The sequence below is a fragment of the Janthinobacterium violaceinigrum genome (assembly GCF_009208555.1).
GTDB lineage: Bacteria > Pseudomonadota > Gammaproteobacteria > Burkholderiales > Burkholderiaceae_D > Janthinobacterium > Janthinobacterium violaceinigrum.
In genome coordinates, this window is record NZ_WFLI01000021.1 from 13,992 (window position 1) to 32,826 (window position 18,835).

At 61.8% G+C, this 18,835-nt stretch carries 17 protein-coding genes; 7 read left to right on the forward strand and 10 right to left on the reverse strand.

What is annotated here, in order from left to right; genetic code table 11:
- Positions 1-37: 37 nt before the first annotated feature.
- Positions 38-2,989, forward strand: a complete 2,952-nt coding sequence (locus tag GCN75_RS17640) for a ribonucleoside-diphosphate reductase subunit alpha (RefSeq protein ID WP_152283624.1) — start codon at positions 38-40, stop codon at positions 2,987-2,989.
- 118 nt (positions 2,990-3,107) lie between these two features.
- Positions 3,108-4,259: a ribonucleotide-diphosphate reductase subunit beta gene (locus tag GCN75_RS17645; RefSeq protein ID WP_070218582.1), complete on the forward strand. Its 1,152-nt coding sequence runs from the start codon at positions 3,108-3,110 to the stop codon at positions 4,257-4,259.
- 29 nt (positions 4,260-4,288) lie between these two features.
- On the opposite strand, the gene GCN75_RS29225 is transcribed toward GCN75_RS17645, so the two are convergent.
- Together GCN75_RS29225 and GCN75_RS29230 are read right to left on the reverse strand one after the other, a co-directional pair.
- Positions 4,289-4,432 (reverse strand): hypothetical protein, encoded by a 144-nt coding sequence (locus GCN75_RS29225; RefSeq protein ID WP_193317554.1) that lies wholly within the window; start codon positions 4,430-4,432, stop codon positions 4,289-4,291.
- Positions 4,433-5,137: 705 nt separating this feature from the next.
- On the reverse strand, positions 5,138-6,145 hold the full coding sequence (locus GCN75_RS29230; protein WP_193317555.1) for a hypothetical protein: 1,008 nt from the start codon (positions 6,143-6,145) through the stop codon (positions 5,138-5,140).
- A gap of 253 nt (positions 6,146-6,398) precedes the next feature.
- On the opposite strand from GCN75_RS29230, the gene GCN75_RS17655 reads away from it, so the two are divergent.
- On the forward strand, positions 6,399-6,932 hold the full coding sequence (locus GCN75_RS17655; RefSeq protein ID WP_034780256.1) for a YggT family protein: 534 nt from the start codon (positions 6,399-6,401) through the stop codon (positions 6,930-6,932).
- 91 nt (positions 6,933-7,023) lie between these two features.
- Here the strand turns inward: GCN75_RS17655 and GCN75_RS17660 are convergent, their stop codons facing one another.
- From GCN75_RS17660 to GCN75_RS17695, 8 genes are all read right to left on the reverse strand, one after another.
- Entirely contained in the window at positions 7,024-7,962 is a 939-nt protein-coding gene (locus GCN75_RS17660) for a carbohydrate kinase family protein (RefSeq protein ID WP_152283626.1), read from the reverse strand.
- Between the two features lie 11 nt (positions 7,963-7,973).
- Entirely contained in the window at positions 7,974-9,245 is a 1,272-nt protein-coding gene (locus GCN75_RS17665) for a DUF3426 domain-containing protein (protein ID WP_152283627.1), read from the reverse strand.
- An 8-nt stretch (positions 9,246-9,253) separates the two neighbouring features.
- Positions 9,254-10,198, reverse strand: coding sequence for a 50S ribosomal protein L11 methyltransferase (gene prmA / locus GCN75_RS17670; protein WP_152283628.1), 945 nt, complete (start codon positions 10,196-10,198; stop codon positions 9,254-9,256).
- Positions 10,195-11,610 carry an acetyl-CoA carboxylase biotin carboxylase subunit gene (gene accC, locus GCN75_RS17675; RefSeq protein WP_152257935.1) on the reverse strand — a complete coding sequence of 472 codons (1,416 nt, stop codon included), beginning with the start codon at positions 11,608-11,610 and terminating at the stop codon, positions 10,195-10,197. The genes prmA and accC overlap by 4 nt, the downstream gene beginning before the upstream one ends.
- A gap of 101 nt (positions 11,611-11,711) precedes the next feature.
- On the reverse strand, positions 11,712-12,176 hold the full coding sequence (gene accB, locus GCN75_RS17680) for an acetyl-CoA carboxylase biotin carboxyl carrier protein (RefSeq protein ID WP_077408497.1): 465 nt from the start codon (positions 12,174-12,176) through the stop codon (positions 11,712-11,714).
- Between the two features lie 90 nt (positions 12,177-12,266).
- Entirely contained in the window at positions 12,267-12,704 is a 438-nt protein-coding gene (gene aroQ, locus GCN75_RS17685; RefSeq protein WP_152283629.1) for a type II 3-dehydroquinate dehydratase, read from the reverse strand.
- A gap of 82 nt (positions 12,705-12,786) precedes the next feature.
- Positions 12,787-13,353: a TlpA family protein disulfide reductase gene (locus tag GCN75_RS17690; protein WP_152283630.1), complete on the reverse strand. Its 567-nt coding sequence runs from the start codon at positions 13,351-13,353 to the stop codon at positions 12,787-12,789.
- 19 nt (positions 13,354-13,372) lie between these two features.
- Positions 13,373-14,011 (reverse strand): hypothetical protein, encoded by a 639-nt coding sequence (locus GCN75_RS17695; RefSeq protein ID WP_152283631.1) that lies wholly within the window; start codon positions 14,009-14,011, stop codon positions 13,373-13,375.
- Positions 14,012-14,122: 111 nt separating this feature from the next.
- Here GCN75_RS17695 and mpl point away from each other — a divergent pair, with 111 nt between their 5' ends.
- The 4 genes from mpl to GCN75_RS17715 are packed head-to-tail and all read left to right on the forward strand — an operon-like array spanning position 14,123 to position 18,781.
- Entirely contained in the window at positions 14,123-15,499 is a 1,377-nt protein-coding gene (gene mpl, locus GCN75_RS17700; protein WP_152283632.1) for a UDP-N-acetylmuramate:L-alanyl-gamma-D-glutamyl-meso-diaminopimelate ligase, read from the forward strand.
- Positions 15,496-16,080: a YqiA/YcfP family alpha/beta fold hydrolase gene (locus tag GCN75_RS17705; protein ID WP_152283633.1), complete on the forward strand. Its 585-nt coding sequence runs from the start codon at positions 15,496-15,498 to the stop codon at positions 16,078-16,080. Before mpl ends, GCN75_RS17705 begins: the two co-directional genes overlap by 4 nt.
- The gene (locus GCN75_RS17710; protein WP_152283634.1) at positions 16,077-16,691 is read left to right on the forward strand and encodes a chorismate--pyruvate lyase family protein; all 615 of its coding nucleotides are present in this window, start codon (positions 16,077-16,079) and stop codon (positions 16,689-16,691) included. The genes GCN75_RS17705 and GCN75_RS17710 overlap by 4 nt, the downstream gene beginning before the upstream one ends.
- Positions 16,692-16,693: 2 nt before the next feature.
- On the forward strand, positions 16,694-18,781 hold the full coding sequence (locus tag GCN75_RS17715) for a ribonuclease catalytic domain-containing protein (protein WP_152283635.1): 2,088 nt from the start codon (positions 16,694-16,696) through the stop codon (positions 18,779-18,781).
- Positions 18,782-18,835: the final 54 nt, after the last annotated feature.

Genomic DNA, 18,835 nt, shown 5'->3' on the forward strand with positions numbered 1-18,835 from the left:
AACTGCAGGCTGACTTTAGCTGACAACGGGAGCTTCAATGCAATCACCACAAGATATTTCCATCCATCCAACGCCAGTATCGCCAGCGCCAGGCGCGGCCAACAGCGTGGCGAGTACGGGCGCGGCATTGGGCGACTATCGCATCATCCGCCGCAACGGCGCGGTGGTGGCATTTGAGCCTTCGAAGATCGCCATCGCCATGACCAAGGCGTTTTTGGCCGTTAACGGCGGCCAGGGCGCCGCTTCGGCACGCATCCGCGAACTGGTGGAACAATTGACCGACGGCGTCGTCGCGGCGCTGGTGCGCCGCCACCCGGGCGGCGGCACCTTCCATATCGAAGACGTGCAAGACCAGGTGGAACTGTCGCTGATGCGTTCGGGCGAGCACGACGTGGCGCGTGCCTACGTGCTGTACCGTGCCAAGCACATGGAAGAGCGCCGTTTGCAGAAGGAAGCGCAGGGCGCTTCCGCACAAGTTTCCGCACCGCAATTGAACGTGACGGACAACGGCGTGCGCCGTCTGCTGGACATGCAGGAAGTGCGCGACCTGATCAACGCCGCCTGCGCCGGCCTGGAAAAGCACGTCGATGCCGACGCCATCCTGGCTGAAACGGTGAAAAACCTGTACGACGGCGTGCCCGTCGAAGAGCTGCACAAGTCGGCCATCCTGGCAGCGCGCGCGCTGATGGAAAAAGACCCGGCCTACAGCCAGGTCACGGCCCGCATCCTGCTGCACACGGTGCGCAAGGAAGTGTTCGGCAAGGAAGTGCCGCAAGCGGCCGCTGCCGCCGAATACCTGACGTACTTCCCGCAATACATCGCCAAGGGCATCGCCGCCGAGCTGCTGAACCCGGTACTGGCCAGCTTCGACCTGGAACGCCTGGCCAAAGCCATCGTGGCCGACCGCGACTTGCAATTCGGCTACATCGGCCTGCAAACCCTGTATGACCGCTACTTCCTGCACATCCAGGACGTGCGCATCGAAATGCCGCAGGCGTTCTACATGCGCGTGGCCATGGGCCTGGCGCTGAACGAAGCGGACCGCGAAGCGCGCGCCATCGAGTTCTACAGCCTGCTGTCCTCGTTCGACTTCATGAGCTCGACCCCGACCCTGTTCAACTCGGGCACCCTGCGCTCGCAGCTGTCGTCGTGCTATCTGAGCACCGTGTCGGACGACCTGGAAGGCATCTACGACGCCATCAAGGACAACGCGCTGCTGGCCAAGTTCGCCGGCGGCCTGGGCAACGACTGGACGCCAGTGCGCGCCTTGGGCGCCCACATCAAGGGCACCAACGGCAAGTCGCAAGGCGTGGTGCCGTTCCTGAAGGTCGTCAACGACACGGCCGTGGCAGTCAACCAGGGCGGCAAGCGCAAGGGCGCCGTCTGCGCCTACCTGGAAACCTGGCACATGGACATCGAGGAATTCCTCGACCTGCGCAAGAACACGGGCGACGACCGCCGCCGCACGCACGACATGAACACGGCGAACTGGATTCCCGACATGTTCATGAAGCGCGTCATGGAAAAAGGCGAGTGGACCCTGTTCTCGCCGTCGGACACGCCAGACCTGCACGACAAGGTCGGCAAGGCCTTTGAACAGGCTTACCTGGGCTACGAAGCCAAGGCCGCCGCCGGCGAAATCCGCGTCTTCAAGAAGGTCCAGGCGCTGGACCTGTGGCGCAAGATGCTGTCGATGCTGTTTGAAACGGGCCACCCATGGATCACGTTCAAGGACCCTTGCAACATCCGCAGCCCGCAGTCGCACGTCGGCGTCGTCCACAGCTCGAACCTGTGCACGGAAATCACGCTGAACACCAGCAGCGATGAAATCGCCGTCTGCAACCTCGGTTCCGTGAACATGCCGGCGCACATGAAGGAAGGCAAGCTCGATCACATCAAGCTGGCCAAGACCATCCGCACCGCCATGCGCATGCTCGACAACGTCATCGACATCAATTACTACGCCGTCGACAAGGCGCGCAATTCGAACATGCGCCACCGTCCCGTCGGCATGGGCGTGATGGGCTTCCAGGATTGCCTGCACATGATGCGCATCCCGTTCGCCTCGGACGCCGCCGTGTCGTTTGCCGACACCTCGATGGAAGCCGTCTGCTACTACGCCTACCTGGCGTCGACGGAACTGGCCGAAGAGCGCGGCCGCTATGAATCGTACGCCGGTTCGCTGTGGGACCGCGGCATCCTGCCACAGGACTCGGTCAAACTGCTGGCTGAAGAGCGCGGCGGCTACCTGGAAGTCGATTCCTCGTCGGCCATGGACTGGACCCCGGTGCGCGAACGCATCGCCAAGTTCGGCATGCGCAACTCGAATTGCGTGGCGATTGCCCCGACGGCGACGATTTCGAACATCATCGGCGTCTCGGCCTGTATCGAACCGACGTTCCAGAACCTGTACGTGAAATCGAACCTGTCGGGCGAATTCACCGAGATCAACGGCTACCTGGTGCGCGACCTGAAGGCGCGCGACCTGTGGGATGAAGTCATGATCTCGGACCTGAAGTACTTCGACGGCTCGCTGGTGAAGATCGACCGCATCCCGCAAGACCTGCGCGATATCTACGCCACGGCCTTCGAAGTGTCGCCAAGCTGGCTGGTGGAAGCGGCTTCGCGTCGCCAGAAGTGGATCGACCAGGCCCAGTCGCTGAACATCTACATGGCCGGCGCTTCGGGCAAGAAACTGGACGAAACCTACAAGCTGGCATGGCTGCGTGGCCTGAAAACCACCTACTACCTGCGTACCATCGCCGCCACCCACATGGAGAAATCGACCTCCAAGACGGGCGCCCTGAACGCCGTGGCAGTCGATGGCGGCATGTCGGCCAGCGCGCACAGCGCAGCGGCAGCTGCCGCAGTGGCAGCCGCTCCGGCGGTGGCACCGGTCGTGGCAGCGGCAGCGGACGACGCCGATGGCGAAGCCTGCTACCTGCGTCCGGGCGACGATGGTTTCGAGGAATGCGAAGCCTGCCAGTAAGATTTTAGTTGTCAGCCCGGCACGGCCGGGCTGATTCAATGTTGTCAATGTCTGCATTGTCCGATTGAACGGACCTGTTGCGGATCGCCGGCTCGCCGGCATGGAAAGGAAGAAGAATATGTCGTTGTCTTGGGATGATGAAACCACGTCGGCAGCTGTGCCGCGTCCGGCGCAGCAAGCGCCACTGGGAAATACCGATTTGAACCTGCCGGCCGGTGCCGAGCCGTCCGAAGCGAACGCCGAGCAAGTGGCGCGCCGCGTGAATGCCGACGACAAGCGCATCATCAACGGCAAGACGGACGTCAACCAGCTGGTGCCGTTCAAGTACAAATGGGCGTGGGACAAATACCTGGCCGGCTGCGCCAACCACTGGATGCCGCAGGAAGTGAACATGCAGCGCGATATCGAGCTGTGGAAGAACCCGAACGGCCTGACGGACGACGAGCGCCGCCTGGTCAAGCGCAACCTGGGCTTCTTCGTGACGGCCGACTCGCTGGCCGCCAACAACATCGTGCTGGGCACCTACCGCCACATCACGGCGCCCGAGTGCCGCCAGTACCTGCTGCGCCAGGCGTTCGAGGAAGCGATCCATACGCACGCCTACCAGTACATCGTCGAATCGCTGGGCCTGGACGAAGGCGAGATCTTCAACGCCTACAACGAAGTCAAGTCGATCCGCGACAAGGATGAATTCCTGATCCCGTTCATCAACACGCTGACGGATCCCGCGTTCGTCACCGGCACGGTGGAAAACGACCAGAAGCTGCTCAAGTCCCTGATCGTGTTTGCCTGCCTGATGGAAGGCCTGTTCTTCTACGTGGGCTTCACGCAGATCCTGGCGCTGGGCCGCCAGAACAAGATGATGGGCGCCGCCGAGCAGTACCAGTACATCCTGCGCGACGAATCGATGCACTGCAACTTCGGCATCGACTTGATCAACACGATCAAGATGGAAAACCCGCAGCTGTGGACGGCCGCCTTCCGCGAAGAGATCAAGGATCTGTTCATGAAAGCCGTGGAACTGGAATACGCATACGCGGAAGACACCATGCCGCGCGGCGTGCTGGGTCTGAATGCGCCGATGTTCAAGGGCTATCTGCGCTTCATCGCCAACCGCCGCGCGCAGCAGATCGGCATCGAGCCGCTGTTCGCCCAGGAAGAAAATCCATTCCCGTGGATGAGCGAGATGATCGACATGAAGAAGGAACGCAACTTCTTCGAGACGCGCGTGACGGAATACCAGACCGGCGGTGCGCTGAACTGGGAATAAGCGTTCGCTCTCGAAAGCCAGAAGCGCCGTCACTGTGACGGCGCTTTTTTTTCGTCCCTGGCGCCGAAAAATACGGCCGCCGCGAGGCCGCGGAACACGCGATCGGCGCAGCGGAAAACGGCGCGCGCATCAGGCGCCGCGAAGCGGCTTGCGGCGGATTTTTCGGCGGCCATGCGGGCCCGCATCGCGGGCCGAAAATATCGTTTCCAGAGACGCTGGCGGCGGCATTTGGCGCGCGATTGTGCGATAGCACGCGTAACGTGCAAAAAAGCGGGTGAAAACGTGTCGTGCCGGTTGCGCATTGACAAGGTTTTCGTGTACTTTATGAGATTGCAAATGCGAGCGTTAGAATGCGGGGTTTTTTAACCAGCGCGGTAACGAAAAAACCTCGCAAAACAGGGATACAGATTTACACGGATATGCACAAAACCACACCGTTTTCGTCTGCCGCCGTGCCCGAATTTTTTCAGGCATGGCGGTTTTTTATTTGACGCTTGGGTGTTGTGGCGAGCGCGATGCGAGGAGCGAAAAAACGCACGGCATCGAAAACGAAAGACCGAATTCAGACTTTGCCACCAGCTGCGAGATAAAGCAGGGTGGCACCGACGATGGCTGAAGTGCTGCAAACGTGAGGAGTTGCAGCAGTTCAGCTGGTGCCGAATTCATTAGCGCAAACGACCGTTTGTGCCGATGAATAATTCGCCTGGCCTATCCCTGTGGTGGGTCGGACGGGTTTAAATCTTGTAGCTTAAATTTCTCATCTCAGATGAAGGAGAGACAAATGGCAACAGCCGCTAAGAAATCAGAAGTAAAGAAACCAGCCGCCAAGGCTGCTCCTGCCGCGAAGAAGCCGGCAGCCGCAGCGAAGACGGTTGCCGCTAAACCAGCTGCCAAAGCCGCAGCCAAACCAGCCGCAAAACCAGCCGCCAAAGCCGCAGCGAAACCTGCAGCCAAGCCAGCCGCAAAACCAGCAGCAAAAGTGGCTGCCAAGCCAGTAGCGAAAGCCGCAGCGAAACCAGCGGCCAAGGCAGCAGCAAAACCGGCAGCCAAGCCAGCAGCAAAAGTGGCAGCGAAACCTGCTGCCAAGGCAGCGGCCAAACCAGTGGCGAAAAAAGCCGCTGCCAAGCCAGCAGCCAAAGCGGCAGCCAAACCTGCCGCCAAGGCAGCAGCCAAGCCAGCCGTGAAAAAAGCTGCAGCGAAACCTGCAGCCAAGGCAGCAGCCAAACCTGTCGCCAAGGCAGCAGCCAAGCCAGCAGCGAAAAAAGTCGTCGCCAAGGCAGCAGCCAAGCCGGCCGCCAAAGCAGCAGCGAAGCCAGCAGCAAAAGCTGCAGCCAAGCCGGCAGCCAAGGCAGCAGCGAAGCCGGCCGCCAAAGCGGCAGCCAAGCCAGCGGCCAAGGCAGCAGCGAAGCCAGCAGCGAAAAAAGCCGTTGCCAAACCGGCAGCCAAGCCAGCCGCGAAAGCCGCAGCAAAACCTGCCGCCAAAGCAGTAGCGAAGCCAGCAGCCAAGCCGGCAGCGAAAAAAGCGGTCGCGAAACCAGCCGCCAAACCGGCAGCCAAGGCAGCAGCGAAGCCAGCAGCAAAAGCGGCAGCCAAGCCAGCGGCCAAGGTAGCAGCGAAGCCGGCAGCCAAGGCAGCAGCGAAGCCAGCGGCCAAAGTTGCTGCGAAGCCAGCAGCCAAAGCAGCAGCGAAACCTGCCGCCAAGGTTGCAGCGAAACCGGCAGCCAAGCCAGCGGCCAAGGTAGCAGCAAAACCGGCAGCCAAGGTTGCCGCCAAGCCAGCGGCCAAGCCGGCAGCGAAAGCCGCCGCGAAACCTGCCGCCAAGCCAGCCGCAGCGCCAGTCGTGGCAGCCGCACCAGCCGCAGCGCCGGCAGCAGCTCCAGCGGCACCAGCCGCCGTGGCCGCCAAACCGGCAGCCAAGAAGGCCGCGCCTAAAAAGGCCGCACCGAAGAAGGCAGCGCCTGTCGCCAAGCCATCGGCGCCTATCGCACCTGTAGCAAAAACCGTGTTGGCACCGGCTGCAGCCTGGCCATTCCCAACCAGCACCCGCCCATCGTAATTCCTGCGATACGGGTGCCTGGATGAGGCAACACGCCGCTGTGTGACTCAATCACACAGCGGTTTTTTTTTGGAGAATTAGTCGTGCTGATCGTTATCCTTACATTGATCGTTGATACCATTGCCACTTTGCTGGGCGGCGTGTTGCTGCTGCGCTTCTGGATGCAGGCGGTGCGCGTGCGGCCTCCGTCGTCGGTGGCGCAATTCACGTTTCAATTGTCCGACTGGCTGGTGCGCCCCCTGCGCCGCGTGGTGCCGGGCGTGGGCGGGTATGACTGGGCCAGCCTGATCGGCGCCTTCCTGATCGTGCTGCTGGCCAGCTCGGTCCTGTTTATTTCCGGCTATCCCGTCGAAGTGGTGCTGCTCAAGTCGCTGCAACGCTTCCTGCAATGGATACTCTACGGTTTCATGGCCTTGCTGATCATCGAGGCCATCTTCAGCTGGGTCAATCCGCATGCGCCGCTGGCGCCGTTTGTACGGGCCCTGAACGAGCCCCTGCTGCGTCCGATCCGCAAGGTCGTGCCGCTGGTCGGCAGTCTGGACCTGTCGCTGCTGGTGGCGCTGATCCTGTTGCAGATCGCGCAAGTACTGGTGGGAATGATTATTGTCGTGAGGTAAGGCGGGGAGGCCGGCCTGGCGTTTGCGCGCGAGCCGACCGTGCTTGAACAAGCTGTAGCGTTGCCGGGTGAGGCTACACCCGGCCTGCATATCAATAGCGGTAGCCGAACGCCGCTTCAAACTGGTCGGCAATGCTTTCTGGCGTAAACACATGGTTTTGCGCGCCCTGGGTGGCGATCTTGATGGCACCCAGCAGGCTGGCCAGGCGACCGCTGGTTTCCCAGCCCAGGTCGTTGGTAATGCCGAACAGCAAGCCTGCCCGGTAGGCGTCGCCGCAGCCGGTAGGATCGAGCACTTCCTTGGCGGCCACGACAGGAATGTCGATGCGCTTGCCGTCCGTATAGATTTCCGACCCTTTTTCACCGCGCGTGACGATCAGCGCGTCCAGGCGGCTGGCGATTTCCGGCAGGGTCAAGCCCGTGCGCTCCATCAACATTTCCATTTCATAGTCGTTGGCCGACACATACGTGGCCTTGTTGATGAAGTCGATCAACTGGGCGCCATCGAAGCGTGGCAACTGCTGGCCCGGGTCGAACATGAAGGGGATGCCCAGTTCGGCCAGGTCGGCTGCGTGCTTGAGCATGCCCTGGTCGCCGTCCGGCGAAATGATGGCTACCTTGGCCGGTCCCGCATTGGCGATCGGGTTTTCATGCGCAAACGACATGGCGCCCGGGTGGAAGGCGTTGATCTGGTTATTGTCCGCATCGGCCGTGACGAAGCACTGCGCGTTGTAGCTGTCGGCCTTGATCAGGATGTTGGCGGTGGAAATGCCCAGCTTTTGCAGGCGTTCCAGGTAGGCAGCGCTATCCTGGCCCATGACGCCGACGATGCGCGGGTCGCCGCCCAGCATTTTCAGGCTGTAGGCAATATTGCCCGAGCAGCCGCCGAACTCCGTGCGCATGGTCGGCACGAGGAAGGACACGTTTACCTTGTGCAACTGGTCGGCCAGCAGCGATTCGCCGAAGCGGCCGGGAAATTGCATGATGGTGTCGGTGGCAAGCGAACCGCAGATCAACGAGGTTTTGGTCATGATAGTGTCTGTTAAGGATAAAAGATGGCGATATGGTAGCCAGACGCCGTGAGTTGGTCTAATGCAAAGTACAGTTTGATGGTTTGTTCCGAGCGGGGCGCGAACCCCGTGCTCACGTCGATCGTGGCCGGCAGGTAGTCGCGCGGCGCGATCACCCGGCGCAGGACGGGCTTGTCATTGGCATCGTTGAGGATCAGTTCGATGCTGGGCCAGGCTTGTGCGCTGCGGCTCTGGTTGCGCAGCAGCGAGACGTAGGAAAAGGTCTGTTCCTTGAGGGTTTGCAATTCGCCCTGTTCGATGGACAGCGCCTCGATCTGCGCCGGCAAGTCGACCTGGCAGCCACTGAGCTTGCACAGCGCCACCAGGGTCGGCTTCCACTGCGGAAATTGTGCCGCCAGCGGATTGCGGAAGGTGGTCATCACTTGCAGGAATAGCAAGAGCAGCAGCGCCACGGAGCCGAGGGCCATGGCCACGCGCAAGGCCTTGCCGCTCTGTTCGCGGCGCCGGCCCTGGGTGACGAAAGCCGGTTCATCGTCGGCGGGCGGCAATTGCGCTGGCTCGGCGTCCACGGCGGCTTCAGGCGGCACGGCGGCCGGCAGCTCCACGAAGGAGTGGTCGACCAGCGTCGGTTCCAGGCGTGCCGGGGGCACCGCGACGGGCGCCCGCGGGACGGGCTTGTCCAGGCTGACCTTGTCGGCGGCAGGCAGTGCCGGCGCGGCCTCGGCTTCCAGGTTCGGTTCGCGGCGGCTCTCGCGCAAATACGTGGCGAAGGCGGGTGCGTCATCGACCTGGCGGCGCTTGAATGGCGCCATCGGCTGGGGCAGCGGCGGCTCCGGCTGGGCAGCTGGCGTTGCCACCGGTATCACTGCGGGAGGGGCGACAGGGGCAGCGACAGGCACCTCGTCCGGCGTTTCGGCAGGCAGGCTGACGTCGAGGTCCAGTTCGATGGCTTCGCCATCGTCTTCGTCCTCCTTGAGCTGCGCCGTTTCCGGCAAGATGCCGAACGGGTCGAACGAGGTGTCGAAGTCGAGAGAATAGATGGGTTCGTCGTCCGTGGCGGACGGCAGGCTGGCGTCAAGCGGGTAAGCGCTTGGCAGCGGGGCGCCGGCGCCGGGGGCCGATGTTAAAAACGGCGATGCCGCGGCTGGATCGACCAGCGCGGCATTGCCGTCAAAGACTTCCCTGCACGTGCCACAGCGCACGATGCCCCCACGTAACTTCAACTGGTCAGCAGCGACCCGAAATATCGTGTTGCAATGGGGGCATTTGGTGGCGAGGGCCATTGCTGTGCTTATGCACCTTCCGCGCGGGGCGCAGGCGCTTGCGTGCTGCCCAGGCGGCCATGCAGGGCCACCCAGCCATCTTGCTCGGCCCATACACCCAGCTGGATGAACGGCGCGTAGGCGGCAGCCACTTCTTCCGCCTGGCGTGCCAGCACGCCGGACAGGATCAGTGCGCCGCCGTCGGCAACGCGGCCCGACAGCATAGGTGCCATCAGCTTCAATGGGCTCGACAGGATGTTGGCAACGACGATGTCAAACTTGGCCGTGGCGTGTGCCGAGGTGGCAAACGTGTCTGGCAAGAAATATTCGATCTCGCACTGGTTGCGTTCGGCATTGTCGCGTGCCGATTCGATCGCTTGCGGATCGATATCGACGCCGGCTACCGTTTGCGCGCCCAGCTTCTTGGCCACCATGGCCAGGATGCCGGAACCGCAACCGTAGTCGAGCACGGTCTTGCCGGGGGCAGGGTTTGCTTCCAGCCATTCCATGCACAGGCGCGTGGTGGGGTGGCTGCCCGTGCCGAAAGCCAGGCCCGGGTCCAGTTCCAGGATCAGGCCGTCAGGGTCCGGTGCCTCGTGCCAGCTGGGCACGACCCAGATATTCTTGCCGATGTGAATCGGGGCGAATTGCGACTGCGTCAGGCGCACCCAGTCCTGCTCTTCCACGGGGCGCATGGTAAAGGCAGGAACTTCCGTCATGCCGACAGCCTGGGCTGCGGCGGCCACGATGGCGGCCTGGTCGGCGTCGACGTCCGTCAGCGCCACCACGCGGCTGCGTTCCCACGCCGCTTCCTTCGGTTCCATGCCGGGTTCGCCAAACAGGGGCTGCTCGGCGTCCGTGCCTTCATCGGCGTCTTCCACCGACACCGACAGGGCGCCCGCTTCCATCAGCGCGTCGGACATGGCCTCGGCGTTGTCGCGGGCGATTTCAATGACGATTTCCGTCCAGCTCATGCGCCCGCCTTGATTTCGGATTTCTTGGCGATGCTGGGGCTGCCGCTATTCAGGTTCTTGCCCAGGTCCGGCATGTCGGCCAGCTTCTGTTCCAGATAGTGAATGTTGGTGCCGCCTTCGATGAAGCGCGCGTCGATCATCAGTTCGCGGTGCAGGGCGATGTTCGTGTTGATGCCTTCGACCACCATTTCGGACAGGGCGATCTGCATGCGGCGGATCGCCTGCTCGCGCGTGGCGCCGTAAGCGATCACTTTGCCGATCATCGAGTCGTAGTGCGGCGGCACGTAGTAGCCGGCGTAGGCGTGCGAGTCGACGCGGATGCCAGGGCCGCCCGGCGCATGCCAGGAGACGATCTTGCCGGGCGATGGCGTGAACTTGAACGGATCTTCCGCATTGATGCGGCACTCGACGGCGTGGCCCGACAGCAGGACGTCGCGCTGGCGGAAACGCAGTTTTTCGCCGGCGGCGATGCGGATCTGCTCTTGCACGATGTCGATGCCGGTGATCATTTCGGTGACCGGATGTTCAACTTGCACGCGGGTATTCATTTCAATGAAATAGAACTCGCCGTTTTCGTACAGGAATTCAAACGTGCCGGCGCCGCGGTAGCCGATCTTGCGGCAAGCTTCCGCGCAGCGGTCGCCAATTTTCTCGATCAGCTTGCGCGGGATGCCCGGCGCCGGTGCTTCTTCGATCACTTTCTGGTGGCGGCGCTGCATGGAGCAGTCGCGCTCGCCCAGCCAGACGGCGTTCTTGTGTTCGTCGGCGAGGATCTGGATTTCCACGTGGCGCGGATTTTCCAGGTACTTCTCCATATACACTTCAGGGTTGCCGAAGGCCGTGCCGGCTTCCGTCTTGGTCATCGCCACGGCGTTGATCAGGGCCGCTTCCGTGTGCACCACGCGCATGCCGCGTCCGCCGCCGCCGCCGGCCGCCTTGATGATGACGGGGTAGCCGATCTTGCGGGCAATTTGCACGATCGCTTTCGGATCGTCCGGCAACGCGCCTTCCGAGCCCGGTACGCACGGTACGCCAGCCTTGATCATGGTTTGCTTGGCCGACACTTTGTCGCCCATCAAACGGATCGATTCGGAGCGGGGGCCGATGAAGACGAAGCCCGATTTCTCGACGCGTTCGGCAAAGTCGGCATTTTCCGACAGGAAGCCATAGCCTGGGTGAATCGCTTGCGCGTCCGTCACTTCAGCGGCGCTGATGATGGCGGGCATGTTCAGGTAGCTCAGGGCGGATTGTGCCGGCCCGATACAAACGGATTCGTCGGCCAGCTTGACGTATTTCGCGTCCTTGTCGGCTTCGGAGTGGACTACAACCGTTTTAATGCCCATTTCGCGGCAGGCGCGCTGAATACGGAGGGCAATTTCACCACGGTTGGCAATCAGGATTTTTTCAAACATGGTAGGTTCGCGTATGTCTGTGAGAGCCGGCGAGCCGGCGAAACAACAAGTGTGAGGGGCTAAAACTGCAAACGGCCGTTGCCGGCCGTGTGGACTGGGTTTTAGCCGATCACAAACAAGGGTTGACCGAATTCGACCGGTTGGCCGTTTTCGACCAGGATCTGGGTCACGACACCGGCTTTGTCGGAGTCGATTTCATTCAGGAGCTTCATCGCTTCGATGATGCACAGGGTATCACCTTCCTTGACGGTCGAGCCCACTTCAACATAGGCGGCGCTGCCAGGAGCGGAGGAGCGGTAGAAGGTGCCGACCATCGGCGACTTGACCACATAGCCCGTTGGCTCGGCGGCGACCACGACGGCGGCTGCCGCAGCAGGAGCGGCGGCTGGCGCGGCTGGCTGGTATTGGGCTGGCATGCCTTGCGGCTGCATCATGACCATCTGGTTTTGCGGCATGGCCGACGATTTGACGATGCGAACCTTGCTTTCGCCTTCGGTAACTTCCAGCTCTGCGATATCCGATTCGGCGACCAGGTCGATCAAGGTCTTGAGTTTTCGTAGATCCATGTAAAACCCCTAGGAATGTAGTTTGTTTTATGAGTGATGCGGTGATGTCCAGAACCTATCGCCGCGCTAAATGCGTGCAGATCGCGTAGATTAACGTTTTTTAAGCGCAAAGTCGATGGCAAACCGATATCCATCGATACCCAGGCCGCAGATCGTCCCCTGCGCGATCGCGCTGAGAAATGAGTGATGTCGAAACGTTTCGCGTTGATAAATATTCGAGATATGGACTTCCACGAACGGAATGGCGACCCCGGCCAGCGCATCGCGCAAGGCAACGCTGGTATGGGTCAGGCCGCCCGGATTGATGACGATGGCATCGATCCCTTCCGCTCGCGCGGCATGGATGCGGTCGATCAGCGCGCCTTCATGGTTGCTTTGAAAGCAAACCAGGTCGGCACCGGCCGCCGTGGCTTGCGCCATTGCTGCCTGCTCGATATCGGCCAAGGTGCTGGCGCCGTAGACCTCAGGCTCGCGCGTTCCCAGCAAATTCAGGTTGGGACCGTTGAGCAGAAGGAGGTTTTTTGCCATGTATGGAAGACCGTTTTAGCGAAAGTTCCGCATTTTGCCGCCAAAGATACGCATTGGCAAGAGAAAAAAGCACGCTCCGAATTTACAATTTATCCAGATCGGCGCGCAACTGATCAAATTTCAAGCGGCCCAGATAGGTCTTTTTGACTTCGCCATCGGCGCCGATCAGTACCGTAAAGGGCAAACCGCCCGTGGCATTGCCAAAATGGCGCGACAGGTCGGTGCCGCTCATGCCGGACACATACACGGGATAGGCAATCTTGACCTTGCTGGCAAAAGTGGCAATATTGCTGGCCGAATCGATGCCGATGCCGATCACCTGCAGGTTTTTCGCCCCATAATGACCTTGTACTTCGGACAGCTCCGGCATTTCTTCCACGCACGGCGGGCACCACGGCGCCCAGAAATTGACCAGCAGGTTTTTACCCTTCCATTGCGACAAGGCTTGCGTGGCGCCAGCCGCGTCCGGCAGGGACAGCGCATACAGTTCGTTGACGGGGCCCGTCGCGCCTGGCGCGATGGCGGTCGTCTGCGGTCCTGCTTCTTTCGCCGCTTCCTTTGCTTTTTCCTTGCTCAAGCCAACATAGGCGCCCATGCCGCCAAACATCAGCGCAACGATGGCACCGGCGATCCAATTCTTTTTTGTCATAACTTTATCTATATCAATGTTAGTGGGCAGCCGGCGCGCCATCGGCGAGGCTGGCAGCCAGCAGGCTGCGCAGCCCGGCGATATCGGTGCGCAGCACTTTTCCATCCGCCTTGGCTTTCAGTGCGCCGCGCATATCGTCGAGCTCATACAGGGCCGCGTGCACGCCTTCGTTTTTCCACAAGAAACTGGCTGTCTCGACCGCATCATAACGCGCTCCCTTGAAATGCGGGCTCTCGGACATGTCGAGCACGACATTTTTATTCAACAGGAAGATGTGGATTTCCTTGGCGCTCTCGGCAAACAGCTGCAGATAGATCTCGTCGTGGGGACCGGCCGTGCCGTTCAGCACGGGGCCGCTGAGCAGGGGATGAAATTGTTGCAACGCTTCCATGACCTGCAGCGCGATCGTGCGCAGCTGGAACAATCGCGCCGGCTGGCTGTCGGCCAGGAACAGGGCATTGTATTGCCGCACCTGCTCCTCGATCATCTCGTTGTCCGGCAGTATATTGGGCCGGCTGGGGGCGTCGCCCAGCACCTGCCGCGCCGCCTTGCGCTTGGCGCTGCCATAGTCGGCACCATCCTGCGCCACCAGGCGCGCGGCAGCGGCGGCGATTTCCAGGCGCAACTGCGCGCTATCGTCAAATGCATCGTTCGTCATGAACGAGATGATACTCTGAAGCGGAAAAAGTCATGGCGTCGGTTAAAATCCCATACTTGACCTTTTTAATCTCACCATCTTACCTACGCGCGCACTTGTCGCACTGATCACATGCATATTCATATTCTCGGCATTTGCGGTACCTTCATGGGTGGCCTGGCCGTCCTGGCCAAGGAAGCCGGCCATAAAGTCACCGGTTGCGATGCCAACGTCTATCCCCCTATGAGCACGCAGCTGGAATCGCAGGGAATCGAACTGATCCAGGGCTTTGACCCGGAACAAACCAAGCTGAACCCGGATTTGTATGTGATAGGTAATGTGGTCTCGCGCGGCAACCCGCTGGTGGAAGAAATCCTCAACCGCAGCCTGCCGTATGTGTCCGGTCCGCAATGGATCGGCGAACACATCTTGCGCAACCGGTGGGTGCTGGCCGTGGCCGGTACGCATGGCAAGACGACAACGTCGGCCATGCTGGCCTGGATACTCGAAGACGCGGGCTACGCACCGGGCTTCCTGATCGGCGGCGTGCCGATGAACTTTGGCATCTCTGCCCGCCTCAGCGGCAAGATCGATGGCAAGAGCGTCGATTCGGACTTCTTCGTCATCGAAGCCGATGAATACGACACGGCCTTCTTCGACAAGCGCAGCAAGTTCGTGCATTACCACGCGAAGACGGCCATCATGAATAACCTGGAATATGATCACGCCGACATCTTCCCCGATCTGCATGCGATCGAGACGCAATTCCACCATCTGGTGCGCACCGTGCCCGGCATCGGCCGCCTCGTATTCAACGGCGACGAAGCGTCGCTGCAGCGCGTGCTGGCGCGCGGTTGCTGGAGTGAAAAGGAAAGTTTCGGTCAAGATGCCAACTGGCAACTGCAAGAGCAGGCCGATGGCAGCTTCGACGTGTACTTCAATGGCCAGCAGGAAGGCCATGTGGCGTGGGCGCTCACGGGCAAGCACAACCGCAGCAATGCGCTGGCAGCCATCGCTGCCGCGCGCCACGTGGGCGTGCCCATCGCCCAGGCCTGCGCCGCGCTGGCCAGCTTCGAGAGCGTCAAGCGCCGCATGGAAGTGCGCGGCGTGGTCAATAACATGACCGTGTACGACGATTTTGCCCACCATCCGACGGCCATCGCCACCACCGTGGGCGGCTTGCGCCAGAAGATCGGCAGCAGCGGCCGCATCCTGGCCGTGCTGGAACCGCGTTCGAACACCATGAAGCTGGGCGCCATGAAAGATGCGTTGCCGGGCAGCCTCAAGGATGCCGACCTGGTCTTCGGTTTCGGCAGCCAGGCCGCGCTGGGCTGGAGCCTGGGCGACGCGCTGGCGCCGCTGGGCCAGATTGCCAGCGCCTATGAAGACATCGATGCGCTGGTGGCGGCCGTGGCGGCCAGCGCCCGTCCCGGCGACCAGATCGTCGTCATGAGCAACGGCGGCTTTGGCGGCGTGCACCAGAAATTGCTGGAGGCGCTGGGCCGATGATTCTGTATCTGCATGGATTCCGCTCGTCGCCATTGTCGATGAAGTCGCGCCTGCTGGCCGCGCAGATGCAGGCGCTGGGCCGCGAGGCAGAATGGCTGTGCCCGCAATTGCCCGCGTCGCCGAAACTGGCCATCGAACTGGCCTTGTCACTGGTCAAGGGCGTGGCGCCGGCCGACCTGACGATTATCGGCTCGTCGCTGGGCGGCTATTACGCCACCTGGCTGGCAGAACAGCTCGGTTGCCGCGCCGTGCTGCTCAATCCCGCGATTGTTCCCCTGATCGACCTGGAACAGCATGTGGGCGTGACGACGGAGTTTCATTCGGACAAGCCATTCGAGTTCAAGCGCGTATATATCGATGAGCTGCGCGCGTTTGCCGTGCCGGCCATTACGCAGCCGCAACGCTATTTCCTGATTGCCGCCACGGGCGATGAAGTACTCGACTACCGCGACATGGTGGCGCATTATCAGGGGGCGCGGCAACTCGTCATCGAGGGCAGCGACCATGGCATCAGCGAATTTGCCGATTACCTGGCACCTGTGCTGGCCTTTTGCGGCATCGCTGCGGACGCGGCCCTGTGAGGCCCGGTTCGCTGCGGCAGGCGCAGTGGCATGCGCACGTCAACGCCGTCAATGCACCGCCGGCCTTGCGCCACTGGCTTACGGGCGGCGGGTCGCTGACGGCCAAGCTGAAAGCGCATAGCGGCGCGTTTCGCGTGCAATGTTTGCATCAGGAAACGGCACGTTGCTTGAGCGACGAGGCCGCCAGTATCGGCTTGCACCGCGCGGGCCGGGTCTGGGAACGCGAAGTGCTGTTGCGCTGTGATAACAAACCAGCCGTATTTGGCCATACCGTCGTGCCCATGCAGGCGACGGCCACGGACTGGCCCTTGTTTTCCGCGCTGGGCGAACGCTCGCTGGGCACGACCCTGTTTGGCGACCGCATGGTACGGCGCGGTACGCTTGAATTTGCCCGCCTGCGTGCCGGGCACCCGCTGGTGCAGCGGGTACACGCCGCGTTGGCGCTGGAAGGGCAGCGCGTCGACGCGCAGGCGCTGTTTTTTGCCCGGCGCTGCCTGTATCAGCGTCACCAGGGCTTGCTGCTGGTAACCGAAGTATTTTTGCCGGCGGTGCTCGAGCTGACGTCCCTCACTCGCACCGTTGCAACCGACACATTAATAAACAAAGCATAACAATGAATCTATTTTTTGAAGAATCCGGCGATTTCAAGGTCGGCACGGTCCTGTCGCAAGCGGGTGAGGCGTACCAGGTCGAAATGGCCAGCGGCAAGCGCACCAAGGTCAAGATCAAGGATGTGCTGCTGCAGTATGAAAAGCCGGCGCCGGCCGAGCTGCTCGAGCAAGCCAAGGCTGTGGCCGCCGATATCGATCTCGATTTCCTGTGGGAAGTGGCGGGCGAAGACGAGTTCGGCTTTGCCGAGCTGGGCGCCGAATATTTCGGCCACGCCCCGCTGCCGCCGGAAGCGGCCGGCCTGATCCTGGCCCTGCATTCGGCGCCCGTGTACTTCTACAAGAAGGGCCGTGGCCGCTACAAGGCGGCGCCGGAAGCCTCGCTGAAGGCCGCGCTGGCCGGCATCGAAAAGAAAAAGCAGCAGGCGCTGGTGCAAGCCGCGTATGTGGAAGAGCTGAAACAGAACCGCTTGCCTGTCCCGATGCAGCCCATGGTGCTGCAACTGCTGTTCAAGCCGGACAAGAACACGATCGAATACAAGGCGCTGGAAGCGGCGTGCACGGAGTTGCACACGACGCCGGCCCGCCTCATGCTGGCCGTGGGGGGCATTGCTTCGCCGAAAGATTTGCACCTGTCGAAATTCCTCTTTGAAAATTTCCCGAAAGGCGCAGGCTTCCCGAGCGTGCCCGTGCCCTCCGTGACGGCCAAGCTGCCGCTGGCCGACGTGGCCGCCTTCTCCATCGACGACGTGACCACCACCGAGATCGACGATGCGTTCTCCGTGCAGCCGCTGCCCGACGGCACCGTGAAAGTGGGTATCCACATCGCCGCGCCGGGCCTGGGCATCCGCCCGGAAGACGTGATCGACAAGATGGCGCGCCAGCGCATGTCCACCGTTTACATGCCGGGCGACAAGATCACCATGTTGCCGGACGAAATCGTCAATGCGTTCACCCTGGCCGAAGGCACGACGTGCCCGGCCCTGTCGCTGTACGCGATCCTGGACCCGAAAGCGGACTGGGCCGTGGTCAGCACGCAGACGCGCGCCGAGCTGGTGCCCATCGCCAGCAATTTGCGCCATAACCAGCTCGACGACCTGGTCAACGAGGAAACCCTGGCCAGCGGCGAAGGCGAGTATCCGCACAAGGCCGATTTTGCCGTGCTGTGGCAATGGGCGCAGCAGCTGGAACAGGGCCGCATGAAAAAGCGCGAGGCGTTCGGCCTGAAGCCGGAACAGAACAACCGCGTCGACTTCAATTTCTATGTGGAAAACGACATCGTCACCGTGGCGCGCCGCAAGCGGGGCGCGCCGCTGGACAAGATCGTCGCTGAACTGATGATTTTTGCCAACAGTACCTGGGGCAAGATGCTGCACGACCATGGCGTGCCCGGCATCTACCGCAGCCAGGGCGGCGGCAGCGGCAATAGCTGGGCGGCAAAGATGCAGGTGCGCATGGTCACCCATGCGGCGCCGCACCAGGGCCTGGGCGTGGATCAATACGCGTGGAGCACCTCGCCCTTGCGCCGCTATACCGATCTGGTGAATCAGTGGCAAATCATCGCCTGCGCCGAGCACGGCGTGACGGCGCCGCTGGTGGCCCCGTTCAAGCCCCGCGATGCGAATCTGTTCGCCATCGTTTCGGCCTTCGACGCCGCGTATGCCGCGTATGGCGATTTCCAGTCGAACATGGAACGCTATTGGTGCTTGCGCTGGCTGCACCAGGAAAACGCACGTCAGGTCGATGCCGTGGTCCTGAAAGATGAAATCCTGCGCCTGGTCGACATTCCGCTGGTCATCAAGCTGCCGGGCATGCCGTCGGTGGCGCGCGGCGCCCAGGTCAAACTGGACTTGCTGCGCTGGGATGAGGTCGACCTGAGCATCGAAGCGCGCCTGCTGGAAATCGCCGCCGTGCCCGATGCGGCGGCCGATGCCGAACTCGACTACGAGGAAGAAGCGGGCGACGACGGCGCCGACGAGGGCGACGTGGCGCAGGAAGCGTCGCCGGAAGCGGCCAACCAGGTCAGCGACGCCGATGCGGAAGTGGCGGAACTGGCCAGCGAAGACGTGGTCAGCGAGCCCGAGGTCAAGTAAGGCGCCGCTCCAGTCACAGGGCGGTGCCGAAAACTGTTGTCGGCACCGCCCTTT

Coding starts and splice junctions, on each gene's coding strand:
- mpl (WP_152283632.1), top strand. CDS start 14,123: ATGCATATTCATATTCTCGGCATTTGCGGTACCTTCATGGGTGGCCTG.
- GCN75_RS17715 (WP_152283635.1), top strand. CDS start 16,694: ATGAATCTATTTTTTGAAGAATCCGGCGATTTCAAGGTCGGCACGGTC.
- GCN75_RS17665 (WP_152283627.1), bottom strand. CDS start 9,245: ATGGCCCTCGCCACCAAATGCCCCCATTGCAACACGATATTTCGGGTC.
- prmA (WP_152283628.1), bottom strand. CDS start 10,198: ATGAGCTGGACGGAAATCGTCATTGAAATCGCCCGCGACAACGCCGAG.
- GCN75_RS17645 (WP_070218582.1), top strand. CDS start 3,108: ATGTCGTTGTCTTGGGATGATGAAACCACGTCGGCAGCTGTGCCGCGT.
- GCN75_RS17660 (WP_152283626.1), bottom strand. CDS start 7,962: ATGACCAAAACCTCGTTGATCTGCGGTTCGCTTGCCACCGACACCATC.
- GCN75_RS17690 (WP_152283630.1), bottom strand. CDS start 13,353: ATGACAAAAAAGAATTGGATCGCCGGTGCCATCGTTGCGCTGATGTTT.
- accC (WP_152257935.1), bottom strand. CDS start 11,610: ATGTTTGAAAAAATCCTGATTGCCAACCGTGGTGAAATTGCCCTCCGT.
- GCN75_RS17640 (WP_152283624.1), top strand. CDS start 38: ATGCAATCACCACAAGATATTTCCATCCATCCAACGCCAGTATCGCCA.
- aroQ (WP_152283629.1), bottom strand. CDS start 12,704: ATGGCAAAAAACCTCCTTCTGCTCAACGGTCCCAACCTGAATTTGCTG.
- GCN75_RS17705 (WP_152283633.1), top strand. CDS start 15,496: ATGATTCTGTATCTGCATGGATTCCGCTCGTCGCCATTGTCGATGAAG.
- GCN75_RS29225 (WP_193317554.1), bottom strand. CDS start 4,432: ATGGCCGCCGAAAAATCCGCCGCAAGCCGCTTCGCGGCGCCTGATGCG.
- accB (WP_077408497.1), bottom strand. CDS start 12,176: ATGGATCTACGAAAACTCAAGACCTTGATCGACCTGGTCGCCGAATCG.
- GCN75_RS17695 (WP_152283631.1), bottom strand. CDS start 14,011: ATGACGAACGATGCATTTGACGATAGCGCGCAGTTGCGCCTGGAAATC.